General features: G+C 59.2%; 19 protein-coding genes. 7 read left to right on the top strand and 12 right to left on the bottom strand.

Annotated elements, in window-relative coordinates; genetic code table 11:
- Positions 1-46: 46 nt before the first annotated feature.
- The 6 genes from serA to ACR0CR_RS10570 form a co-directional block, all read right to left on the bottom strand.
- Positions 47-1,645: a phosphoglycerate dehydrogenase gene (gene serA / locus ACR0CR_RS10595; RefSeq protein WP_480598789.1), complete on the bottom strand. Its 1,599-nt coding sequence runs from the start codon at positions 1,643-1,645 to the stop codon at positions 47-49.
- Between the two features lie 72 nt (positions 1,646-1,717).
- Positions 1,718-2,872, bottom strand: coding sequence for a phosphoserine transaminase (locus ACR0CR_RS10590; protein WP_480598787.1), 1,155 nt, complete (start codon positions 2,870-2,872; stop codon positions 1,718-1,720).
- A gap of 194 nt (positions 2,873-3,066) precedes the next feature.
- Positions 3,067-5,922, bottom strand: coding sequence for an aminomethyl-transferring glycine dehydrogenase (gene gcvP, locus ACR0CR_RS10585; protein WP_480598785.1), 2,856 nt, complete (start codon positions 5,920-5,922; stop codon positions 3,067-3,069).
- Between the two features lie 110 nt (positions 5,923-6,032).
- Positions 6,033-6,398: a glycine cleavage system protein GcvH gene (gene gcvH / locus ACR0CR_RS10580; RefSeq protein WP_480598783.1), complete on the bottom strand. Its 366-nt coding sequence runs from the start codon at positions 6,396-6,398 to the stop codon at positions 6,033-6,035.
- A 17-nt stretch (positions 6,399-6,415) separates the two neighbouring features.
- Entirely contained in the window at positions 6,416-7,513 is a 1,098-nt protein-coding gene (gene gcvT, locus ACR0CR_RS10575) for a glycine cleavage system aminomethyltransferase GcvT (protein WP_480598780.1), read from the bottom strand.
- Between the two features lie 296 nt (positions 7,514-7,809).
- The gene (locus ACR0CR_RS10570) at positions 7,810-8,994 is read right to left on the bottom strand and encodes a Zn-dependent hydrolase (RefSeq protein ID WP_480598777.1); all 1,185 of its coding nucleotides are present in this window, start codon (positions 8,992-8,994) and stop codon (positions 7,810-7,812) included.
- A gap of 136 nt (positions 8,995-9,130) precedes the next feature.
- Here ACR0CR_RS10570 and ACR0CR_RS10565 point away from each other — a divergent pair, with 136 nt between their 5' ends.
- The 5 genes from ACR0CR_RS10565 to ACR0CR_RS10545 are packed head-to-tail and all read left to right on the top strand — an operon-like array spanning position 9,131 to position 12,892.
- Entirely contained in the window at positions 9,131-9,781 is a 651-nt protein-coding gene (locus ACR0CR_RS10565; RefSeq protein ID WP_480598775.1) for a histidine phosphatase family protein, read from the top strand.
- 12 nt (positions 9,782-9,793) lie between these two features.
- A complete protein-coding gene (locus ACR0CR_RS10560; protein ID WP_480598772.1) occupies positions 9,794-10,408 on the top strand; it encodes a glutathione S-transferase family protein in 615 nt (204 codons plus the stop codon).
- A 14-nt stretch (positions 10,409-10,422) separates the two neighbouring features.
- Positions 10,423-11,466 (top strand): saccharopine dehydrogenase, encoded by a 1,044-nt coding sequence (locus ACR0CR_RS10555; protein WP_480598769.1) that lies wholly within the window; start codon positions 10,423-10,425, stop codon positions 11,464-11,466.
- A 12-nt stretch (positions 11,467-11,478) separates the two neighbouring features.
- On the top strand, positions 11,479-11,727 hold the full coding sequence (locus ACR0CR_RS10550; protein ID WP_480598767.1) for a SemiSWEET family sugar transporter: 249 nt from the start codon (positions 11,479-11,481) through the stop codon (positions 11,725-11,727).
- A 22-nt stretch (positions 11,728-11,749) separates the two neighbouring features.
- Positions 11,750-12,892 (top strand): saccharopine dehydrogenase family protein, encoded by a 1,143-nt coding sequence (locus ACR0CR_RS10545; protein ID WP_480598764.1) that lies wholly within the window; start codon positions 11,750-11,752, stop codon positions 12,890-12,892.
- Positions 12,893-12,979: 87 nt separating this feature from the next.
- Here ACR0CR_RS10545 and ACR0CR_RS10540 read toward each other — a convergent pair whose 3' ends face one another.
- The 5 genes from ACR0CR_RS10540 to ACR0CR_RS10520 form a co-directional block, all read right to left on the bottom strand.
- The gene (locus tag ACR0CR_RS10540) at positions 12,980-13,183 is read right to left on the bottom strand and encodes a hypothetical protein (protein ID WP_480598762.1); all 204 of its coding nucleotides are present in this window, start codon (positions 13,181-13,183) and stop codon (positions 12,980-12,982) included.
- Between the two features lie 42 nt (positions 13,184-13,225).
- Positions 13,226-13,456, bottom strand: a complete 231-nt coding sequence (locus tag ACR0CR_RS10535; protein ID WP_480598760.1) for a DUF1127 domain-containing protein — start codon at positions 13,454-13,456, stop codon at positions 13,226-13,228.
- 83 nt (positions 13,457-13,539) lie between these two features.
- Positions 13,540-14,664 carry a tetratricopeptide repeat protein gene (locus ACR0CR_RS10530; protein WP_480598757.1) on the bottom strand — a complete coding sequence of 375 codons (1,125 nt, stop codon included), beginning with the start codon at positions 14,662-14,664 and terminating at the stop codon, positions 13,540-13,542.
- 88 nt (positions 14,665-14,752) lie between these two features.
- On the bottom strand, positions 14,753-15,070 hold the full coding sequence (locus tag ACR0CR_RS10525) for a DUF3775 domain-containing protein (protein WP_480598755.1): 318 nt from the start codon (positions 15,068-15,070) through the stop codon (positions 14,753-14,755).
- A 90-nt stretch (positions 15,071-15,160) separates the two neighbouring features.
- Positions 15,161-15,934: a DUF1365 domain-containing protein gene (locus tag ACR0CR_RS10520; protein ID WP_480598752.1), complete on the bottom strand. Its 774-nt coding sequence runs from the start codon at positions 15,932-15,934 to the stop codon at positions 15,161-15,163.
- 287 nt (positions 15,935-16,221) lie between these two features.
- Between ACR0CR_RS10520 and ACR0CR_RS10515 the strand changes: the two genes are divergently transcribed.
- Positions 16,222-16,737: a sigma-70 family RNA polymerase sigma factor gene (locus tag ACR0CR_RS10515; protein WP_480599118.1), complete on the top strand. Its 516-nt coding sequence runs from the start codon at positions 16,222-16,224 to the stop codon at positions 16,735-16,737.
- Between the two features lie 10 nt (positions 16,738-16,747).
- Positions 16,748-17,398, top strand: a complete 651-nt coding sequence (locus ACR0CR_RS10510) for a ChrR family anti-sigma-E factor (protein ID WP_480598750.1) — start codon at positions 16,748-16,750, stop codon at positions 17,396-17,398.
- A gap of 9 nt (positions 17,399-17,407) precedes the next feature.
- Here ACR0CR_RS10510 and ACR0CR_RS10505 read toward each other — a convergent pair whose 3' ends face one another.
- The gene (locus ACR0CR_RS10505; protein ID WP_480598748.1) at positions 17,408-18,637 is read right to left on the bottom strand and encodes a DNA recombination protein RmuC; all 1,230 of its coding nucleotides are present in this window, start codon (positions 18,635-18,637) and stop codon (positions 17,408-17,410) included.
- Positions 18,638-18,676 lie beyond the last annotated feature (39 nt).

Below are 18,676 nucleotides of genomic sequence, written 5' to 3'. Positions count from 1 at the left end.
TTTTTCCGGCGCGGGCGTCGATCTGCTTCAGAAAATCAACATCGCCTCACGAAGCGACGTCAAATTCCAGCGGCTTGATCTGCGTGAACAGGCCTGTTTCGGCCAGTTTGGCGCGCGCCTCAGCCGGGACAGGTTCATCGACATACAGCAAGGCGATGGCCTCACCCCCGGCTTCCGACCGGCCCAGCGTAAAGTTCGCGATGTTGACGTTGTTTTCGCCCATCGTCTGACCCAAGGCACCGATGATGCCCGGCACGTCCTCGTTGGTTGTGTACAGCATATGCGCCCCGATCTCGGCATCGATATTGATACCCTTGATCTGGATGAACCGCGGCTTGCCATCACTGAACACAGTGCCGCCGATGGACCGCTCGCGCTTTTCGGTCACTACGGTCACTTTGATGTACCCTTCGAACGCGCCCGACTTGTCCTGGTTGGTGGTCGAAATCTGGATGCCCCGCTCTTTCGCGACGACGGGGGCCGAGACCATGTTCACTTCGGGGTTGAACTTTTTCATGATCCCCGCCACCGCCGCGCAATTCAACGCGGCAAGGTTCATCTCGGCAGCGACGCCATCATAAAGGATGTTGATCGCTTTGATCGGCTCATCCGTCATCTGACCGATGAAACTGCCCAAGTGTCCGGCCAGCTTGATCCATGGCCCCATGACCTTGGCTTCTTCAGCCGTCACGCTGGGCATGTTCAGCGCGTTTTCGACCGCACCGGTCAACAGATAGTTCGAAATCTGCTCGGCCACCTGCAATGCCACGTTTTCCTGCGCCTCGGTCGTGGCCGCACCCAGATGCGGCGTGCAGACCACGTTGGGCAGGTTGAACAGGGCGTTTTCCTTGGCCGGTTCCTCGCTGAACACGTCAAAGGCCGCACCAGCGACATGACCCGATTGCAGCATCTCGGCCAGCGCATCTTCGTCAACCAGTCCGCCACGGGCGCAGTTGACGATGCGCACGCCTTTCTTGGTCTTGGCGAGATTCTCGCGGCTGAGAATATTGCGGGTCTGATCCGTCAGCGGCACATGCAGCGTGATGAAATCCGCCCGCGCCAGAAGTTCGTCCAGTTCGACCTTTTCGACACCCATCTTGGCGGCTTTCTCGGCGCTCAGGAACGGGTCATAGGCGACGACCTTCATCTTCAGACCCAGCGCACGTTCGCAGACGATCCCGCCAATATTACCCGCACCAATCACACCCAGTGTCTTGTTGGTCAGCTCAATCCCCATGAATTTGGACTTTTCCCACTTGCCCGCATGGGTCGAGGTGCTGGCCTCGGGGATTTGCCGCGCCACAGCGAACATCATCGCAATGGCGTGTTCGGCAGTGGTGATCATGTTGCCAAACGGCGTGTTCATCACGATCACGCCTTTCTTAGAGGCCGCATCCTTGTCGACATTGTCAGTGCCGATCCCGGCCCGACCAATGACTTTCAGATTGTCGGCTCTATCCAACAGAGTCGGCGTGACCTTTGTGGCCGAGCGGATGGCAAGGCCATCATACTGGCCGATCACTTGGGCAAGCTTTTCCTTGTCCTTACCCAGATCGGGCATGAAATCCACATCGATTCCGCGATCGCGAAAGATCTGCACGGCGGTTTCGCTAAGCTTGTCAGATACGAGTACTTTGGGGGCCATATCTCTGGTCCTTGAATTCTGGGGAATGGTCCGGGCCACAGGCGGGCCCAGATTTTTCGTCGAAAAATCTTGTCAGGCGGCTGCCGATTGCGCAGCGATCTCGGCCTCAAAGGCCCAGGCCAACCACGGCAACATCGCCTCGATATCCGAGGTTTCGACCGTGCCGCCGCACCAGATGCGCAGGCCCGCAGGCGCGTCACGATAGGCGCCGATGTCCAACGCGATATTCTCAGCCTCCAGCCGCTTGGCCACAGCTTTGGCGAATGTCGCACCATCGAGAATGCGCGGATCGGTGAATTTCAGACAGACCGACGTGTTCGACCGCGTCGCCGCATCCTCGGCCAGATTGGCAATCCAATCGTTATGATCACAGAACGCATGCACCGCATCGGCATTGGCGTCCGCACGGGCGATCAGACCCTGCAAACCGCCGACCGAGCGCGCCCAGTCCAGCGCGAACAGGTAATCTTCGACCGCCAGCATCGACGGCGTGTTGATCGTGGCCCCGGTAAAGATTCCGTCGATCAGCTTGCCGCCCTTGGTCAGGCGGAAAATCTTGGGCAGCGGCCACGCAGGTGTGTAGCTTTCCAGACGCTCTACCGCGCGGGGGCTGAGGATCAGCATCCCATGCGCAGCCTCCCCACCCAGTACTTTCTGCCAGCTGAAGGTGGTCACATCCAGCTTGTCCCAAGGCAGGTCCATCGCAAAAGCCGCCGAGGTTGCGTCGCAGATCGTCAGACCCTGACGATCATCCGCGATCCAGTCGCCATTGGGCACCCGCACGCCCGAGGTCGTACCGTTCCACGTAAACACCACGTCATTGGCGAAATCGATCGAGGCCAGATCAACGATCTGCCCGTAGTCAGCGGTCTTCACCTCTGCGTCGATCTGCAACTGCTTGACCACGTCCGTGACCCAACCCGCGCCGAAGCTCTCCCACGCCAGCATCTCGACCTTGCGTTCGCCCAGCAACGACCACAGCGCCATTTCGACCGCGCCGGTGTCGGATGCGGGAACGATGCCGATTTTGTAGTCCGCCGGAATACCCAGCACCTCACGCGTGCCTTCGATGGCCGCCTTCAGCTTGTCCTTGCCAACAGCTGCGCGGTGCGAACGACCCAGCGCGGCATCGGCCAGTTTGGACAGATCAAATGTGGGGGGTTTGGCACAAGGGCCCGAGGAAAAACGCGGATTCTCCGGCCGCGTGACCGGTTGTTCGATATTCATGTGTATTACCCTTCCAGATACACGCCCCTCGTTGGGGAGGGGTGTCCCACGGACAGGGGTATGCGGCCTTCGCAGATGCAGCAAGCGAAAAAGACGCTTGGCAGTCAGAAAACGACACGGGGAAGAAGCACAATTCAGAACACAGGTTTCCGATAAGCGAAAAACCCTGCCCGTTTCAGGGCAGGGTTTTGGATTTACTCCGCAGCTTCTGCATATGCGTCCATGGGCGGGCATGTGCAGACGAGGTTTCGGTCGCCGTACGCGTTGTCGACGCGGTTGACCGGCGACCAGTATTTGTCGACGCCCATCGAACCCGGCGGGAAACACGCCTGTTCGCGGGTGTAGGGGCGATCCCAGTCTCCGACAAGATCACGCACCGTATGGGGGGCGTTTTTCAGCGGGTTGTTCTCCGCATCGATCTTGCCGTCGATGATGTCCTGCGCCTCGGCCCGGATCGAGAGCATGGCGTCGCAGAAGCGGTCCAGCTCATCCTTGGGCTCGGATTCCGTGGGTTCGACCATCAGAGTTCCGGCCACCGGCCAGGACATGGTCGGCGCGTGGAAGCCTGAATCGACCAGACGTTTGGCGACATCGTCGACGGTCACATGCGCCTCGGCGTCCAGCGGACGGGTGTCGAGGATGCATTCATGGGCCACGCGGCCTGTCTCGGACGTGTAGAGAATCGGATAGGCCTCGCTCAGACGCGCCGCGATGTAGTTGGCGTTCAAGATCGCCACTTTGGTCGCCTGCGTCAGGCCCGCGCCGCCCATCAGCAGTACATAGGCCCATGAGACGGGCAGGATCGACGGAGACCCAAAGGGCGCCGCCGAGACCGGACCCACGGCGGTGCCGTATTCCGGGTGGCCGGGCAGGTGTTCGGTCAGGTGAGCCTTGACGCCGATCGGACCCATGCCGGGGCCGCCACCACCATGGGGGATGCAGAAGGTTTTGTGCAGGTTCAGGTGGCTGACATCGCCGCCGATGTCTCCGGGGCGCGACAGGCCGACCATGGCGTTCATGTTGGCGCCGTCGATATAGACCTGACCGCCGTGATCATGGGTGATCTGGCAGACCTCCTGCACGGTGGTCTCGAACACGCCATGAGTGGACGGATAGGTGATCATGCAGCCGGCCAGATGGTCGGAATGCTTCTCGGCCTTGGCGCGGAAGTCCGCAAGGTCGATATTGCCGTTCTCATCCGATTGCACCGGCACCACCTGCCAGCCCACCATCTGCGCCGAGGCCGGGTTGGTCCCATGCGCCGAGGTCGGGATCAGACAGACATTGCGGTGCCCTTCGCCGCGGGCAAAGTGATAGTTGCGGATAGTCAGAAGGCCTGCGTACTCGCCCTGCGCGCCCGAGTTGGGCTGCTGCGAGATCGCGTCATAGCCGGTGATCTGGCACAGCTTGTCGTTCAGATCGGCAATCATCTCGTGATAGCCCTGCGCCTGATATTCGGGGCAGAACGGGTGCAGATTGCCAAACTCGGGCCAGGTGACCGGGATCATCTCGATCGTGGCGTTCAGCTTCATGGTGCACGAGCCCAGCGGGATCATCGCCCGGTCCAGCGCCAGGTCACGGTCAGCCAGACGGCGCATATAGCGGGTCATCTCGGCCTCGGCCCGGTTCTTGTGGAAGATCTCGTGGGTCAGATACGGCGTCTCGCGCAGGGCGTAATCCGGCAGGCGGTAGGCGACGTTCGAGCTGTCATCCTGACGGTCGATGCCGAAGGCGCCCCAAACCGCCTCAATCGTCTCAGCGCGGGTCTGTTCATCCAGGCTGATGCCCACTTTCGTGTCACCGACTTTGCGCAGGTTGATGCCCCGGGCAACAGCGGCCTCCATGACGGTGGTCTGCAAATGGCCCACCTCGACCGTGATGGTGTCAAAGAACACTTCGGGTTCGACCGAGAAGCCCGCCTCTTCAAGACCGACGGCCATACGCGAGGTTTTGCGGTGCACCGATTGCGCGATGGCTTTGATCCCGTCGGGACCGTGATAGACCGCATACATCGAGGCCATAACGGCCAAGAGCGCCTGCGCCGTACAGACGTTCGAGTTGGCCTTCTCGCGGCGGATATGCTGTTCGCGGGTCTGCAGGGCCAGACGGTAGGCTTTGTTGCCTCGGCTGTCGATGGATACACCGATGATCCGGCCGGGCATCGCGCGTTTCAGCTTGTCGGTGGTCGCCATATAAGCGGCGTGAGGGCCGCCATAGCCCATCGGCACGCCAAAGCGCTGGGTTGAGCCAATGGCGATATCCGCGCCCATCTCACCCGGTGACTTCAGCAGGGCCAGCGACAGGATGTCGGCGGCGACGATGGCGATGGCTTTGTGCTCATGCAGCGCTGCGATTTCCTTGGTGAAGTCGCGCACGTGACCATGGGTGCCCGGATACTGGAAGATCGCGCCAAACACCGCGCCCGCATCCAGCGTGTCCGGATCGGCGACTTGCACGTCGATGCCCAGAGGCTCAGCGCGGGTTTTGATGACTGCGATGGTCTGCGGATGGCAGTTCTTGTCGACAAAGAAGGCCGCGTTGTTGGCTTTCGAACGCCCACCGCGCTTGGCCATCGCCATAGCCTCGGCGGCTGCGGTGGCTTCGTCCAGCAAGGAGGCATTGGCCACGTCCAACCCGGTCAGGTCGCTGACCATGGTCTGGAAGTTCAGCAGCGCCTCAAGACGGCCCTGGCTGATCTCGGGCTGATAGGGGGTATAGGCTGTGTACCAGGCCGGGTTTTCCAGGATGTTGCGCAGGATCGGCGCAGGCGTCGTAGTGCCATAATAGCCCTGACCGATCAGCGAGGTCAGAACCTTGTTCTTGCTCGCCACCTCTTTCATATGGAACAGCGCATCGCGCTCGGTCATCGCCGGACCCCAGTCCAGCGGTTCCTTCTGGCGGATCGCGGGCGGAACCGTGGCGTCAATCAACTGGTCCAGCGTTTTGAACCCGATCACCTTGAGCATGTCGCGCATCTCGGTCGGGCTGGGACCAATGTGGCGGCGGTTGGCGAAGTCATAGGCTTCGTAGTCGGTCAGTTTGAAAGCCATTGGTACGCTCCTTCAGGAATGTCTCAACAAGCCGCTAAGGCAGGAGCCTCCGGCGGGGATATTTTTAGCCAGATGAAGGACGGATCCGTTCAAAGATCCGCCCGTGAGAGTTAGCCGATAAACTCTTTGTAGCCGGCCTCATCCATCAGATCTTCGAGCTGCGACGCGTCGGTGAGTTTGATCTTGTAGATCCAGGCTTCACCTTCAGGATCTTCGTTCAGCGCGCCGGGATTGTCGGCCAGGGTTTCGTTCACTTCGATGATCTCGCCATCGACAGGGGCGTAAAGCTCGGACGCGGCCTTGACGGATTCGATCACGCCGATCTCGCCGTCTTTTTCAAACGTGTCACCCACTTCCTGCTGTTCCACGAAGACCACATCGCCCAGCTGTTCTGCCGCGTGTTTGGTGATGCCCAGAGTGGCCGTGTCGCCATCGACGTCGATCCACTCGTGCTCTTCGGAATAATAGGTTGCCATGCTTCTCTCTCCTGACTTCAACGCTTGTAATTCTGGGTGACGAAGGGCAGCGCCACGATCTCAGCTGGTTGCGGTTTACCCCGGATGATCAGATTGACGGTCTCGCCCGGCTCACCATGGCCTGCAGATACATAGCCCATCGCGACCGGTCCTCCGACCGTGGGGCCAAACCCGCCCGAGGTGATTTCACCGATAGTATTGCCTTCGGCACATTGAATTTCCACACCCTGACGCGCGGGGGCACGGCCCTCGGGCTTGATGCCCACCAGCTTGCGCGCAGGCCCTTCGGCCAGTTCCTTCTGCACTCGGTCCGCGCCGGGAAAGCCGCCTTCTTCCTTGCGGCGCTTCTGAATGGCCCAGCCAAGGCTGGCTTCAATCGGCGAGGTGCTCTGGTCGATGTCGTTGCCATAGAGGCACAGCCCAGCCTCAAGCCGCAGGCTGTCGCGCGCACCCAAACCCGCCGCCTCGCAATCCTCATGCGCCAGAAATGCGCGTGTGACCTCAATTGCCTTGTCCTCGGGGATCGAGATCTCGTAGCCGTCCTCCCCGGTATAGCCCAGACGCGAGATGCGGCATTCAACGCCGAGGATGTCTCCAACCGCCGTTTCCATGAACTTCAGATCGCGGGCCGCAGGGCAGAGAGCACCAACCACATCCTCGGCCTTGGGACCTTGAACCGCCACCAGAGCGCGGTCAAAGATTTCGGTTACTTCGACGCCGTCCAGATGGGCTTTCATGTGGGGAATGTCCTGATGGCGCAGCGCCGCGTTCACCACCACAAAGTAGTGATCCCCCGCGTTCGACACGATCAGGTCATCCATGATCCCGCCTTCCGCATTCGTAAAGAATCCGTAGCGCGCCTTGCCCTCTTTCAGAGTGGCATAGGCTTGCGGGCACAGTGCTTCCAGCTTCTCGCCCACATTGTCACCGCGCAGGATCACCTGGCCCATATGGCTGACATCAAACACCGCTGCCTTTTCGCGGCATTGCTTATGTTCCCCCATGATGCCCAATGGATACTGAACCGGCATCTCCCATCCGGCGAAATCAACCATCTTTCCGCCGAGTTCGACATGCAGGTCATACAACGGAGTGCGTTTCGGAGCGTCAGTCATCGCGGTCACCTTCTGTGCATTTCACGGTCGGTACGCATATCCGGCAGTCTGACCCAAGCTGCATTTTTTGCAACGATTCAGCCCCGGATTTCCGGTCACCGTTACGGTTGGGGCAAGTCGGTATGCGGGCGTATGCATCAATAATGTTCCTATAGGAAACTTTTTTCCGTTAGGCAACATCTCTCATTGAACCTTAGGTAACTTTATTCGAGCTCGGCGTTCGGTCAATTCTCGGCGTCATGATAGTGAGAATTTTAACGATATTTATCATGAGCTTGAGTAATCCTGTGTCCGTCTCAGCCGAGCGATTGGACGGCACGATCCAGGACGTTCAGACCCGCAACCAGATCTTCTTCAGCAGTATCTTCCGCAAAATTGTGGCTGATTCCATTGATGGATGGCACGAACAGCATGGCAACCGGCATCAGGCGGGACACGTTTGTGGCATCATGCAACGCACCCGACGGCATGTTGCGCCATTTGCCCGGCGCGACCTGTTCGGCACCGGTCTCCAATGCTGCGCGCAGCGTGGCGTCCGTTGAGACGGGCTCCAGCCCGAGCATCCGGCCATAGTCCAACCTCATCGCCAGCTCATCCGATACTTCGTGCGCGGTTGCGCGGATGATCTCTTCCATCCGCGTTAGCCGGTCGGCGTCACCGTCCCGCCACTGCATTGAAAACCGAACACGACCCGGCACAATCGAGGACGCATTGGGATGAACATCGACGCGTCCAATGGTCCAGACGGTCTGCGGAGTCACCACATTGCGAAACCGCTCATTGAGCCGCGCGTTGAAAAGAGACAGCGCCTGAAACGCATCGCGGCGCAGATGCATAGGTGTGGTGCCCGCGTGGTTCTGCTGACCCGAGAAGGTGATCGACATGTCACGAATGCCGACAATATCCGTTACAACCCCGATCTGTTCACCTGCGGCGTCCAGTGCGGGGCCCTGTTCGATGTGCATTTCAATGAAGCCCGTGAAGCGATCAGCATCGACAAACCCGTGTGACGCATCTGCCATCGCGGACCGCGCCGCGCCAAAGCTGATCCCGGCACCATCCGTCAGGCCGTCCGCCTTTTCCAAGGGCAAGCCACCGGACCAGACGGCCGATCCCGTTGTGACCCCGAAACGCCCTTCTTCGTCCTCAAAGCTGACAACCGAAATGGGTCGGTCGCTGGATCGCGCGATCTCCAGCGCCGCGATCACACCAAGCGCACCGTCCAGCCACCCGCCCTCGGGCTGGCTGTCGGAATGTGAGCCCATGAGCAGAGATTGCGCCTCGGCCAAACCAAACAGGTTGCCCACAGGGTCGAATTGCGGGGTCAGACCGGCTTCGACCATACGTTCAGACAGCCACTGACGCGCTGCGATATCTGCCTCGGAATAGGCGGGGCGGATCACGCCTTTTCCAACGCCCGACGCGCCAAACGACCGCAGCGTGTGCAGATCGGCCAGAAATCTTTTGCTATCGACAGGCATCGGCCCCTCCCTCCCCATGTCCGCGCTGACCATAGCCAGAAACGACCGAGGGGCTAGGAATTTTTCTGACCATCGCGAAACCCCTCTGGCCCCTGCCCGGAACCTGCCCTAAGACTTGCGCGCAAGAGGGACCGACATGTCACATATCACATTGGTGCGTCACGGGCAGGCGAACACAACCGCGCGGGACGAGGTTAACTATGACAAGCTCAGTGATCTGGGCCACCAGCAGGCGCGCTGGTTGGGTGCGCATTTGCAGCACACGCGCGCGCATTACCCCCGCGTCTATTGTGGAACCCTGATACGGCACGTGGAAACCGCGACCAGTATGGGCCTGTCCGAACCGATCCGCGATGCACGGCTGAACGAGATCGAATATTTCAACCTCGCGAAGCTCTACGAGGAGCAGCACGGTGTCACGGTACCGACCGACCGCGAAGGGTTTGTCGAACACCTGCCGCGAACGTTCGCCGCCTGGGCCAATGGGGAGATCGAGGACGCACCCGAAACTTTCGATCAGTTCGAAACCCGTGTTCGCGATGCACTGCGCGAGATCGGAACCGAAGGTGGGCCTGCGATCGTGGTGACCTCGGGCGGGTTGATCTCGATGGTCGTGCGGCAGGCGATGGGGCTGGATATTCCGGCGATGGCACGGGTGGCGCTTGCCATCATGAACACGTCAATGCATCGTCTGCACCCGATTGGCGCGCAGCTTAGCCCGGTCCTGTTCAACGCGGTTCCGCATCTGGAAGCACCCGACCGGCAATACGCGCAAACCCACCTTTAAGGAGGCCCCCCAATGCAGCTTTATTACGCGCCCCGCACCATCTCGGTCGCCGTTGCAATCGCCCTGGAAGAAGCTGGATTGAGTTATGAAGCCATCCAGCTGGACTTTGCAGGGGGCGAGCAGACAAAACCCGCCTATCACCAGATCAACCCCAAAGGCCGCGTTCCGGCACTGGCGGTCGATGGCGGAATACTGACCGAAACCGGGGCTCTGCTGGACTATGTGGCCGCGGTCGCGCCCGATGCAGGATTGGTGCCGAAGGACCCGGTGATGGCGGCGCGGATGCGCGAGGTGATGTATTACCTCGCCTCGACCATGCATGTGAACCATGCGCATAAAATGCGCGGACATCGGTGGGCGGACAAGGAAGCCAGCTGGCAGGACATGACCGCCAAGGTTGCCGAGACAATGACTGACTCCTGCGCCTATATCTCGTCCAACGGTTTGCGCGGACCGTTTGTTCTGGGCGAAGCATTCTCGCAGGCCGATGCGTATCTTTATGTGGTGTGCAGTTGGTTGGAAGGCGACGGCGTTGATGTTTCTGCCTTTCCCAAGATCATTGCCTTCCGTGAGGCGATGGAGGCGCGCCCGTCGGTTCAGGCGGTACGCGCCGCAGGCATGCTCTGACACAAGGAATTGCAATGACACATCTCTGGGTCCGGGCCGAACAACGCCCCAACGAAGAACGGGTTGGACTGACGCCCGAGGGTGCCGCAGCGTTGATTGCCGCAGGTATCCGGGTGACGGTCGAAGAAAGTTCCGTCCGCGCAATGCCGCTTGTGGGGTACAGGGATGCGGGCTGTGCGATCGCGGCTGAGAATTCGTGGCCCGAGGCCCCGCTGGATGCGATCATATTCGGCCTAAAAGAACTGCCCGAAGATGGCACGCCTTTGCCTCATCGACACATCATGTTCGGCCATGCCTACAAAGGGCAGCATTCGGGCCGGGCGCTGTTGGAACGGTTCAAGGCCGGTGGCGGCACGCTCTATGATCTGGAATATCTGGTGGACGAAGACGGCCGCCGGGTCGCCGCCTTTGGCTATTGGGCGGGTTATGCGGGTGCCGCGGTCACGCTGAAAACATGGGCCGCGCAGCGGCGCGGGCAGGAATGCCCACCGGTCGGGGTGTATCCGAACAAAGACGCACTGAACGCCGAATTGCTGGCCGAGTTGGACGCCATCGGCACCCGCCCCCGCGCCATTGTCATCGGCGCCTTGGGCCGTGTTGGCACCGGTGCTGCGGATATGTGCGAGGCGATGGGCGTTTCGGTTACCAAATGGGACATGGCTGAGACCGCCAGCGGAGGCCCCTTCCCCGAAATCCTCGACCATGATCTGTTCCTGAACTGCATTTTCGCGCGCCCCGGCACGCCGGTCTTTGTCCTGCGCGATGCGTTGAGCGCGCCGCGCAACCTGACTGCCATCGGCGACGTGGCCTGTGACCCGGACAGCGATTACAATCCGGTGCCGGTCTATGACCGCGCCACCACATGGGACGCGCCCGCGCTGCGCGTGGCGACCGATCCGGTGATGGACGTGATGGCCATCGACAACCTGCCCTCGATGCTGCCGGTCGAAAGTTCCGAAGATTATGCTGCGCAGTTGCTGCCGTCGCTGCTGACACTGACCGATCTGGACAGCGGCGTCTGGGGTCGGGCCGATGAAGAATTCCGCAAACATGTTTAGGCGAGAGAGCCCATGGAACACCTGATCGGCGGCGCTGCGGCTGTACTTGGCACGGTTTGCTGGCTGCCCCAGACCCTGAAAACCTGGCGCACGCGTGAGACGAAGGATCTGTCTCTGCCGGCAAACTTGCTGATCCTGTCCACATTGACCCTGTGGCTGATCTATGGGCTGATGATCGCCGCCTGGCCTTTGATCCTGGGCAATGTGATTTCCATCCTTCTTGTCGGCGCAATCGTGACCGCGAAACTGAAATTCGGCTGAACAGCCGGAAAGGAGCTTACGCATGACCATCCATTGGTGTGGCACCGGCCTGTCGGCCATTCCCGGCCTGCGCCGCCTGATCGAAGGCGGCCACAAGGTCACCGTCTGGAATCGGACGATTGAAAAGGCCAAAGCCGAGGTCGGAGACCTGACCGACGATATCCGCGCCTTTGACATTGGCGCGTTGGGCGAAGTGCTGGAGCAGGGCGACGTGATCGTATCCATGCTGCCGGGCGACTGGCACGTTCCGCTGGCGGAATTGGCGATCTCGAAGGGAGCGAATTTCGTCTCGTCGTCATATATCGCCCCCGAAATGCGCGCGCTGGACGACAAAGCCCGCGAAGCTGGTGTTGCACTGGTCAACGAGGTTGGCCTGGACCCTGGGATCGATCACCTGATGGCGCACGCGCTAGTCGCCGACTATCGCGCGTCCGACGCGTTCGACGCGAAAAACCACCTGAGTTTTATTTCCTATTGCGGCGGCATCCCGAAAAACCCCAACCCATTTCGGTACAAGTTCAGCTGGTCGCCGCTGGGCGTTCTGAAAGCGCTGCGCTCGCCGTCGAAATCAATCCGCGACTACGCACCGCTGGACGTCGCCCGCCCCTGGGACGCCATCAGCAGCTACATCGCACCGCTGCCGACACCCGAAAGCTTTGAGGTCTACCCGAACCGCGACTCGATCCCCTTCATGGCTGAATACCAGTTCGAGGATCACTGGCCGGTCAAGGAATTCGTCCGTGGTACCCTGCGCCTAAACGGCTGGGCCGATGCCTGGTCCGACGTGTTCACCGAGATCGAAACACTCTCCGGCCCGGCAGGCGACGCGCGCCTGAAAGAGATGTCGGATCAGTTCTGGGCAGAAAACGCTTATGACGAGGGCGAGCCGGACCGCGTGGTTCTGTGCGTAGGTCTGAAGGCCGAAAAAGACGGCATCCCGGTCTGGCACAAAACCTACGTCATGGACGCATGGGGCGACGCACGCGGCACTGCGATGGCGCGGCTTGTCTCAGTCCCGGTCTCGCTGGCCATCGAGGCCGTTCTGAACCGCGCGATCCCGGCTGGCGTTCACGCCGCCCCCAGCGACCCGAAATTGGTGCAGGACTGGATGGCTCAGATCGACACGCTGGCCCAGCACTTGCAAGTAGTGGATCATCTGGCCTGAGCCGCGCAAAGAAAAAGCCATCCCAGGGAAACTGGAATGGCTTTCAATCCTCCGGATCGGACATGATTGCCTCAGACGTTGTTGCGTTCAGATATATCGTCGGATCGTGTCCTCGATATCGCTGCGGTTGATCCCCAATTCGGACAGTTGCTGATCCGAGAGGCTGTCCAGATATTGCGCCGCCTTGACGATATCGGCGCTGATTGCACGGATGCGCATTGCCCGATCAAACAACAGCATGGCACTCGCGGCCGGGGCGGGTTGGGTGGTCGGCGGAATAACATCAAACATGACTTGTGACCTCCTTTGACAAATCGTTAACGGGAAACCCCGTTAATGGCGGTATGGGGTTCCGTGATAGACGCTCTGATAGGCGCGCTGACGAATTTCCGCGCGAGGGACACCGATATCTGCCAGTTGACGGTCGCTCAGACATTCCAACGTCTGCGCAGTTTGAGCCACAAGCCCTCGACGGTAGGATTCGACCTTTGCTTCGGCATAGTTTTCGAACAACCCTGAAAAGAACGGCTTTCTCTGAGCTTCTGAGGTGTGTGCGTATGTCATTTGATTTCCTCCAAAATCCAAAGTGCGTTTGCCTTCACACTCTTGATTAAGGAAGCGGATGTTAACGAGCCCCGATTGCCGTATTAAGGTTCGTTAATCTTGTTTGCCTGTCGCGCGTCTTCCGATGCGCGCAGTTGCACTTCTGCAAGATCAATCAGGTTTTTTTCAAACTGCGAGCCGAATACCCGGGCCTCTTGCCGCTGCCGTTCTTCGACATCATAGCCGCGATCTATATAACGAAATTCTCCGTTGGAGACGCAGTGAATAAGATAGTGGTGAAAAATGAGCTCCTGTGCGTTATCCGGAACTGGGAATTTCTGATACCTATTTACAATCGCCCAATAGCCATACTGTGCAATCAACGCGGCATGTTCACGATCCTCTTCAAAGAACCGTTTTAGCGCATCATATCCCGACCCTTGTCCGCCCCCTTCGTCAAATGCAGGATACCATTTGCCGAACTCGGCATATATGTCTTGGCAGTTTTGCGGTTCGTAGGTCTCAGTATGGTCGGGAAAAAGCACTGGGCAATCCTGTCCGGCGAGACGGCAGGCTTCCATGAATTTTCGACTGTCGTATTTGTTGAGCGGCTCCGAGCGAAGCGCTTGTGCAAATGCTTCGGCGGACGACGCATATGCCTTTGCCCTCAACCTGAAATACCCGGCATAGCTCCAGGCCCATGGCCCAACCTGATAGTTTGCAACCGCGTCTTCGACCAAGGGTTCAACTTCTTCAAACTTGCCCATACGACGCAGAAACTTCGCCTTTGTCTCCAACGAATAGTCATTGCCCGGAGAAAGCTCCAGAGCGGTATTGATGACCTCCAACCCTGCGGCAAAGTCTTTCTTTCCGGCCAAAATTGACGCCTTCCACTGCAGTGGAATTTCGCTTTGGGGATCGGCGGCAATGGCCAGTTCGGCCTCGCGCAATGCCGCGTCGGTGTCGCCCTGAACCATATGCGCGCGCATTCGGTGCCGGTACAGCAATGAGCGAGTCGATGGCTCTCGCGCTGTCCATTTCAACAGAAAATCGCATGCTTCGAGCGATTTCTGGGGATCGTCGCTGACAAGGTTGCACGTCAGCACCAATTCTTCGTGTTTTTTGCCAAGAATGCTAACCCCGGCAATTCCCAATAGAACCAGAACGACAAGAAGCCGGATTATGACACGTGTGCGGTTGGAACCCTTTGAGGGCGTTTCAATCGTCATTCAAACAACCTTAAGTATTTTCGCTCAACCTAAAACAGGTCGTTCTCAGGTTGTCCACACCCAGGTCTAGCCCGCAGGAACAGCGTGCCTACATCAGATCGTTTTCCACGTCCTCTGCCGAAATTCCCAGCGCATCCAAGCCGTTTTCCAAATGGTCGGACAGATGCGGGGTCCCAATCAGATAATCGGCGCAGGGGGTTGAGGCTTCGGCCTTGGCGGTCTGGATCGCCTCGGCCAGATCTTCCGCGAAAAAGCTCTCGCGACCGACCCACATGACGGCGACCAGTTCGGCCTGCTCATCTTCGCTCATGCGGTCGATAAAGGCGCGCAGCTCGCCCTCGGCCCGGTCCAGTTCACGCCCCATCAGGGCAACCTGAGCGATCTTTCTTGCCGAGATTTCCAACATCGTCCGACTCCTTCGTGTTCGCGTCTTTGAAACTAGCAAAACCACCCCCGGCGCGCCGAGTCTTTGATCTTGAGCAAATAATTCGCAGGGCTAAGGCTTACGGACACGCGAAATGGGATGGTCCGGGACCGGAGCAGTCCGGAAAGGGCGAAACTTGGCATTTTTCCACTTAAGCTTGAGCGCTTGCCAAACGATCAACGAAAATGCGCGCCGTGCGCCGAACGGACGGCGGATCAGCGACCAAATTATCGCCCGATCGGTCAATGGCGTGCGCGGCCCTGTCAGCGTGGCAATCAAACCGCCGTTCTCGCGCCCATAGTCGATCCACACGCCCACTCGATCGGGCCGAAAATCGAACCGAAATGTATAGGTGCCTTTAATTTCCTGAAACGGAGAGACATGCATCAGCTTGTCCGCAACAACCCGATCTGAGGGTTGCATGGGCGCAAAATTTGGATTGTGGCACAGGTAGCAATGGCGCGTGCCGTAGGTGTTGGTCACCTCTGCCACAACGGCATAAAGCTGTTCATCTTCGTCGAAGCAAAACCAGAAGCTGACCGGGTTGAACACATGCCCAAACGTCCGCGGCTGGGTCAGCAACAACAAGGTTTGTGGCTGGACTACCCCGAGTTCGTCAAAACGTGCACGCACCCATTTCGCACCTTGTCCCTTGTGCGGCAACCCGCCGTGGTCCCGATCCCGCCAGTTCGTCACATTGGGTTTATTGACCGAAAACAGAAGCGGGGTGGCCGGTGGGACTTCGGGGTTCAGAAGGATATAGTCGATCGAATAGCGAAATGCGTTCTCAATCGCGCCTTTGCGCCCGTGATACGTGTGGCCAGCGATGTGGTCGACCCTGTTCATCCGGTCTTTTCCGTTCTGCCTGCAAACCGTTCAAACGGCTTTGTTTTCCATGGATGTTATATCAATTCACTACGAAATCGAACCCAGTTCGGATTAAAATAACCCCGTAAACTGATCCGGCTTGGGCCTGCCTGCGTATTGTGGTTATGTTTACCGAGATCGATACCGCGAGCTTGGATGAACCGGTGGGCGACGGCCCTGCTCTGAAACCCTGGCGCGCGAAGAAACGCAGCAGGGGCAGACCGGTGAACGGAGCGAACGGAAGTTGCAAGACCAGAACCGAATGGGTGGCCCATGTCACCCGAATCCGGGATGCGCAGGATCAAGCGGCCTTTGCCGAGTTGTTCCAGCACTTTGCGCCTCGGGTCAAAGCGTTCCTGATGAAGTCGGGATCTGACGCCGCTTTGGCTGAGGAGTGCGCGCAGGAGGTGATGGCGACCTTGTGGCACAAGGCGCATCTGTTCGATCCGACACGAGCGACCGTGGCGACTTGGGTTTTCACGATCGCTCGGAACAAGCGCATCGATGTGTTGCGCAAGCAACGTCGGCCCGAACCCGAAGATTTGGGATGGGGCCCCGAGGCAGAGCCGGAACAGGACGACGTTCTGGTGCTGCAACAAGAAACCGCGCTGCTGCGTGACGCGTTGACCGCGTTGCCAGACGCGCAACGAGAGCTAATTGAGAAAGCCTATTTCGGCGATCTGAGCCATCGAGAAATCGCATCTCAGACCGGGTTGCCGCTGGGCACGATCAAATCACGGATACGGCTGGCGCTGGACCGCTTGCGCCATGCGATGAATTGAGATGACGATGATGAGTAACAAGATCAAACACCACCTGACCGACGACCTGCTGATGGCCTACGCCGCCGGTACGTTGCCCGAGGCCTTCGACCTGATGGTCGCCACGCACCTTTCGCTGTGCGACCATTGCCGCGCGCGCGCGGGAAGCTTTGACGCTGTTGGTGGCTGTGTCCTGCAGGACCAGCAGGACGTGACCGAGCTGAGCGATGGTTCCCTGGCCGCAACGATGGCGTTGATCGCGCAAGGTGCCCCGGTTGCGAAACCCGCGCGCCCCGGTTGCTCGGTCCTGCCTGCGCCGCTGCAGGATTACGTGGGTGGAGACGTGAACGACATCAAATGGCGTTCGATTGGCATGGGTGTGAAACAGGCAATCCTGCCGACAACGCGCGAGGCAACCGCCCGCTTGCTGTTCATTCCCGCAGGCGCCGCCGTGCCGGATCACAGCCACAAGGGCGTGGAACTGACGATGGTGCTGAAAGGAGCGTTTTCGGATGAGGTCGACCATTTTGCCCGTGGCGATGTCGAGATCGCGGACGAAGACCTGCATCACACGCCAACAGCAGACATGTCAGAAGATTGCATCTGTCTGGCCGTGACCGATGCGCCTTTGAAGTTCAGCAAGCTGATGCCGCGACTGTTTCAGCCCTTTCTTCGCATCTGACGCTGAAGATTACCCTTCGGTCTTACCCAGCGGCACAACATTGCTGTGATCGTCCGGCGCGAGCTCCTCAAAATCAAAATTGTCCAGTCGCTGTGCCCGGCGACCCGCTTTTTCGGCGCTGATCTTGATTTCCGAAATATCCTTGGCCGCCTGCCCAAAATGACGGTCTAGATTGGAAACGCGGTCACCCAGCCGTTCGACATCCTTGTGCAGCAACCCCAGCTCCTTACGGATCGCCCCAGCCTGTTCACGCATCCGAGCATCTTTCAGGATCGCCCGCATCGTATTCAGCGTCGCCATGCAGGTCGTGGGTGAGACGATCCAGACGCGTTTGCTGAAACTCTCCTGCACCAGTTCGGGGAATTTGGCGTGCAGCTCGGCATAGACCGCCTCGGACGGCAGGAACATCAGCGCGCCATCGGCGGTTTCACCGTCCAGAATGTACTTCTCGGCAATGTCGTTGATATGCTTGCGCACGGTGCTGCGGAACATCTGAGCGGCCGCTTTTAATTCGACATCATTGGTCGATCCGATCAGCGCCTCATAGGCTTCCAATGGGAATTTGCTGTCGATCACGATGGGCCCCGGAGGATTCGGCAGGTTGATCAGACAATCGGCTCGCCGTCCGTTCGACAGCGTCGCCTGAAGCTGAAAGCTGTCGGTCGGCAGCGCTTTGGAAACGATGTCGTTCAGCTGAATTTCCCCGAACGCGCCACGGGTTTGCTTGTTCGACAGAATATCCTGCAGCGACAGCACATCGCCCGACAATTTGGTGATATTGTCCTGCGCCTTATCGATGGCCGCCAGACGTTCCTGCAATTGCGTCAGTGAGGTCGCGGTCTGTTTCGATGATCCATGCAGCGATTCCTTCATCCGCTCCTGCATCTCGGCCAAAGCACGCGCCGATTTCATCGCATTGTCCGCCAGCCTGTCGTTCATCTGCTGCTGCACCGAGGACAGCCGCGACTCGACCGTTTGGATCACCTGCACCTGCGCATTGGCCTGCGTGTCCGAGACATGCTGGAGGCCGCCGCGCAATTGCTCCTGCCCCTGCCCAAGTTGCTGCACATGCTGTCCAAGATGCGCCATTTGCCGCGCCAGCGGCTCAGCCATCCGTGCCGACCGCTGCGCCGCGCGCAGGGACAGAAACAGCAGCACTAGAATCAGCGCGACCAAAGCACCGCCGATCAGGATCACGGGGTCGTTCAACGCATATTGGGTTCCGGCAATCTCGATCATGTCGCCTCAATTGTTCTTGTTTTATTCTTCTTACCGCGT

This window comes from Ruegeria sp. AM2 (assembly GCF_056540685.1).
Note: the sequence above shows the minus strand (reverse complement) of the source record. Positions and strands in the feature narration are given on the sequence as shown.

What these genes read in the sequence shown, in the direction of transcription:
- ACR0CR_RS10550 (WP_480598767.1), top strand. Translation starts at nt 11,479, where the DNA reads ATGGAACACCTGATCGGCGGCGCTGCGGCTGTACTTGGCACGGTTTGC.
- ACR0CR_RS10560 (WP_480598772.1), top strand. Translation starts at nt 9,794, where the DNA reads ATGCAGCTTTATTACGCGCCCCGCACCATCTCGGTCGCCGTTGCAATC.
- gcvH (WP_480598783.1), bottom strand. Translation starts at nt 6,398, where the DNA reads ATGGCAACCTATTATTCCGAAGAGCACGAGTGGATCGACGTCGATGGC.
- ACR0CR_RS10520 (WP_480598752.1), bottom strand. Translation starts at nt 15,934, where the DNA reads ATGAACAGGGTCGACCACATCGCTGGCCACACGTATCACGGGCGCAAA.
- ACR0CR_RS10570 (WP_480598777.1), bottom strand. Translation starts at nt 8,994, where the DNA reads ATGCCTGTCGATAGCAAAAGATTTCTGGCCGATCTGCACACGCTGCGG.
- ACR0CR_RS10540 (WP_480598762.1), bottom strand. Translation starts at nt 13,183, where the DNA reads ATGTTTGATGTTATTCCGCCGACCACCCAACCCGCCCCGGCCGCGAGT.
- ACR0CR_RS10525 (WP_480598755.1), bottom strand. Translation starts at nt 15,070, where the DNA reads ATGTTGGAAATCTCGGCAAGAAAGATCGCTCAGGTTGCCCTGATGGGG.
- serA (WP_480598789.1), bottom strand. Translation starts at nt 1,645, where the DNA reads ATGGCCCCCAAAGTACTCGTATCTGACAAGCTTAGCGAAACCGCCGTG.
- ACR0CR_RS10535 (WP_480598760.1), bottom strand. Translation starts at nt 13,456, where the DNA reads ATGACATACGCACACACCTCAGAAGCTCAGAGAAAGCCGTTCTTTTCA.
- ACR0CR_RS10565 (WP_480598775.1), top strand. Translation starts at nt 9,131, where the DNA reads ATGTCACATATCACATTGGTGCGTCACGGGCAGGCGAACACAACCGCG.
- ACR0CR_RS10545 (WP_480598764.1), top strand. Translation starts at nt 11,750, where the DNA reads ATGACCATCCATTGGTGTGGCACCGGCCTGTCGGCCATTCCCGGCCTG.
- gcvT (WP_480598780.1), bottom strand. Translation starts at nt 7,513, where the DNA reads ATGACTGACGCTCCGAAACGCACTCCGTTGTATGACCTGCATGTCGAA.
- ACR0CR_RS10505 (WP_480598748.1), bottom strand. Translation starts at nt 18,637, where the DNA reads ATGATCGAGATTGCCGGAACCCAATATGCGTTGAACGACCCCGTGATC.
- ACR0CR_RS10590 (WP_480598787.1), bottom strand. Translation starts at nt 2,872, where the DNA reads ATGAATATCGAACAACCGGTCACGCGGCCGGAGAATCCGCGTTTTTCC.
- ACR0CR_RS10510 (WP_480598750.1), top strand. Translation starts at nt 16,748, where the DNA reads ATGAGTAACAAGATCAAACACCACCTGACCGACGACCTGCTGATGGCC.
- ACR0CR_RS10530 (WP_480598757.1), bottom strand. Translation starts at nt 14,664, where the DNA reads ATGACGATTGAAACGCCCTCAAAGGGTTCCAACCGCACACGTGTCATA.
- gcvP (WP_480598785.1), bottom strand. Translation starts at nt 5,922, where the DNA reads ATGGCTTTCAAACTGACCGACTACGAAGCCTATGACTTCGCCAACCGC.
- ACR0CR_RS10555 (WP_480598769.1), top strand. Translation starts at nt 10,423, where the DNA reads ATGACACATCTCTGGGTCCGGGCCGAACAACGCCCCAACGAAGAACGG.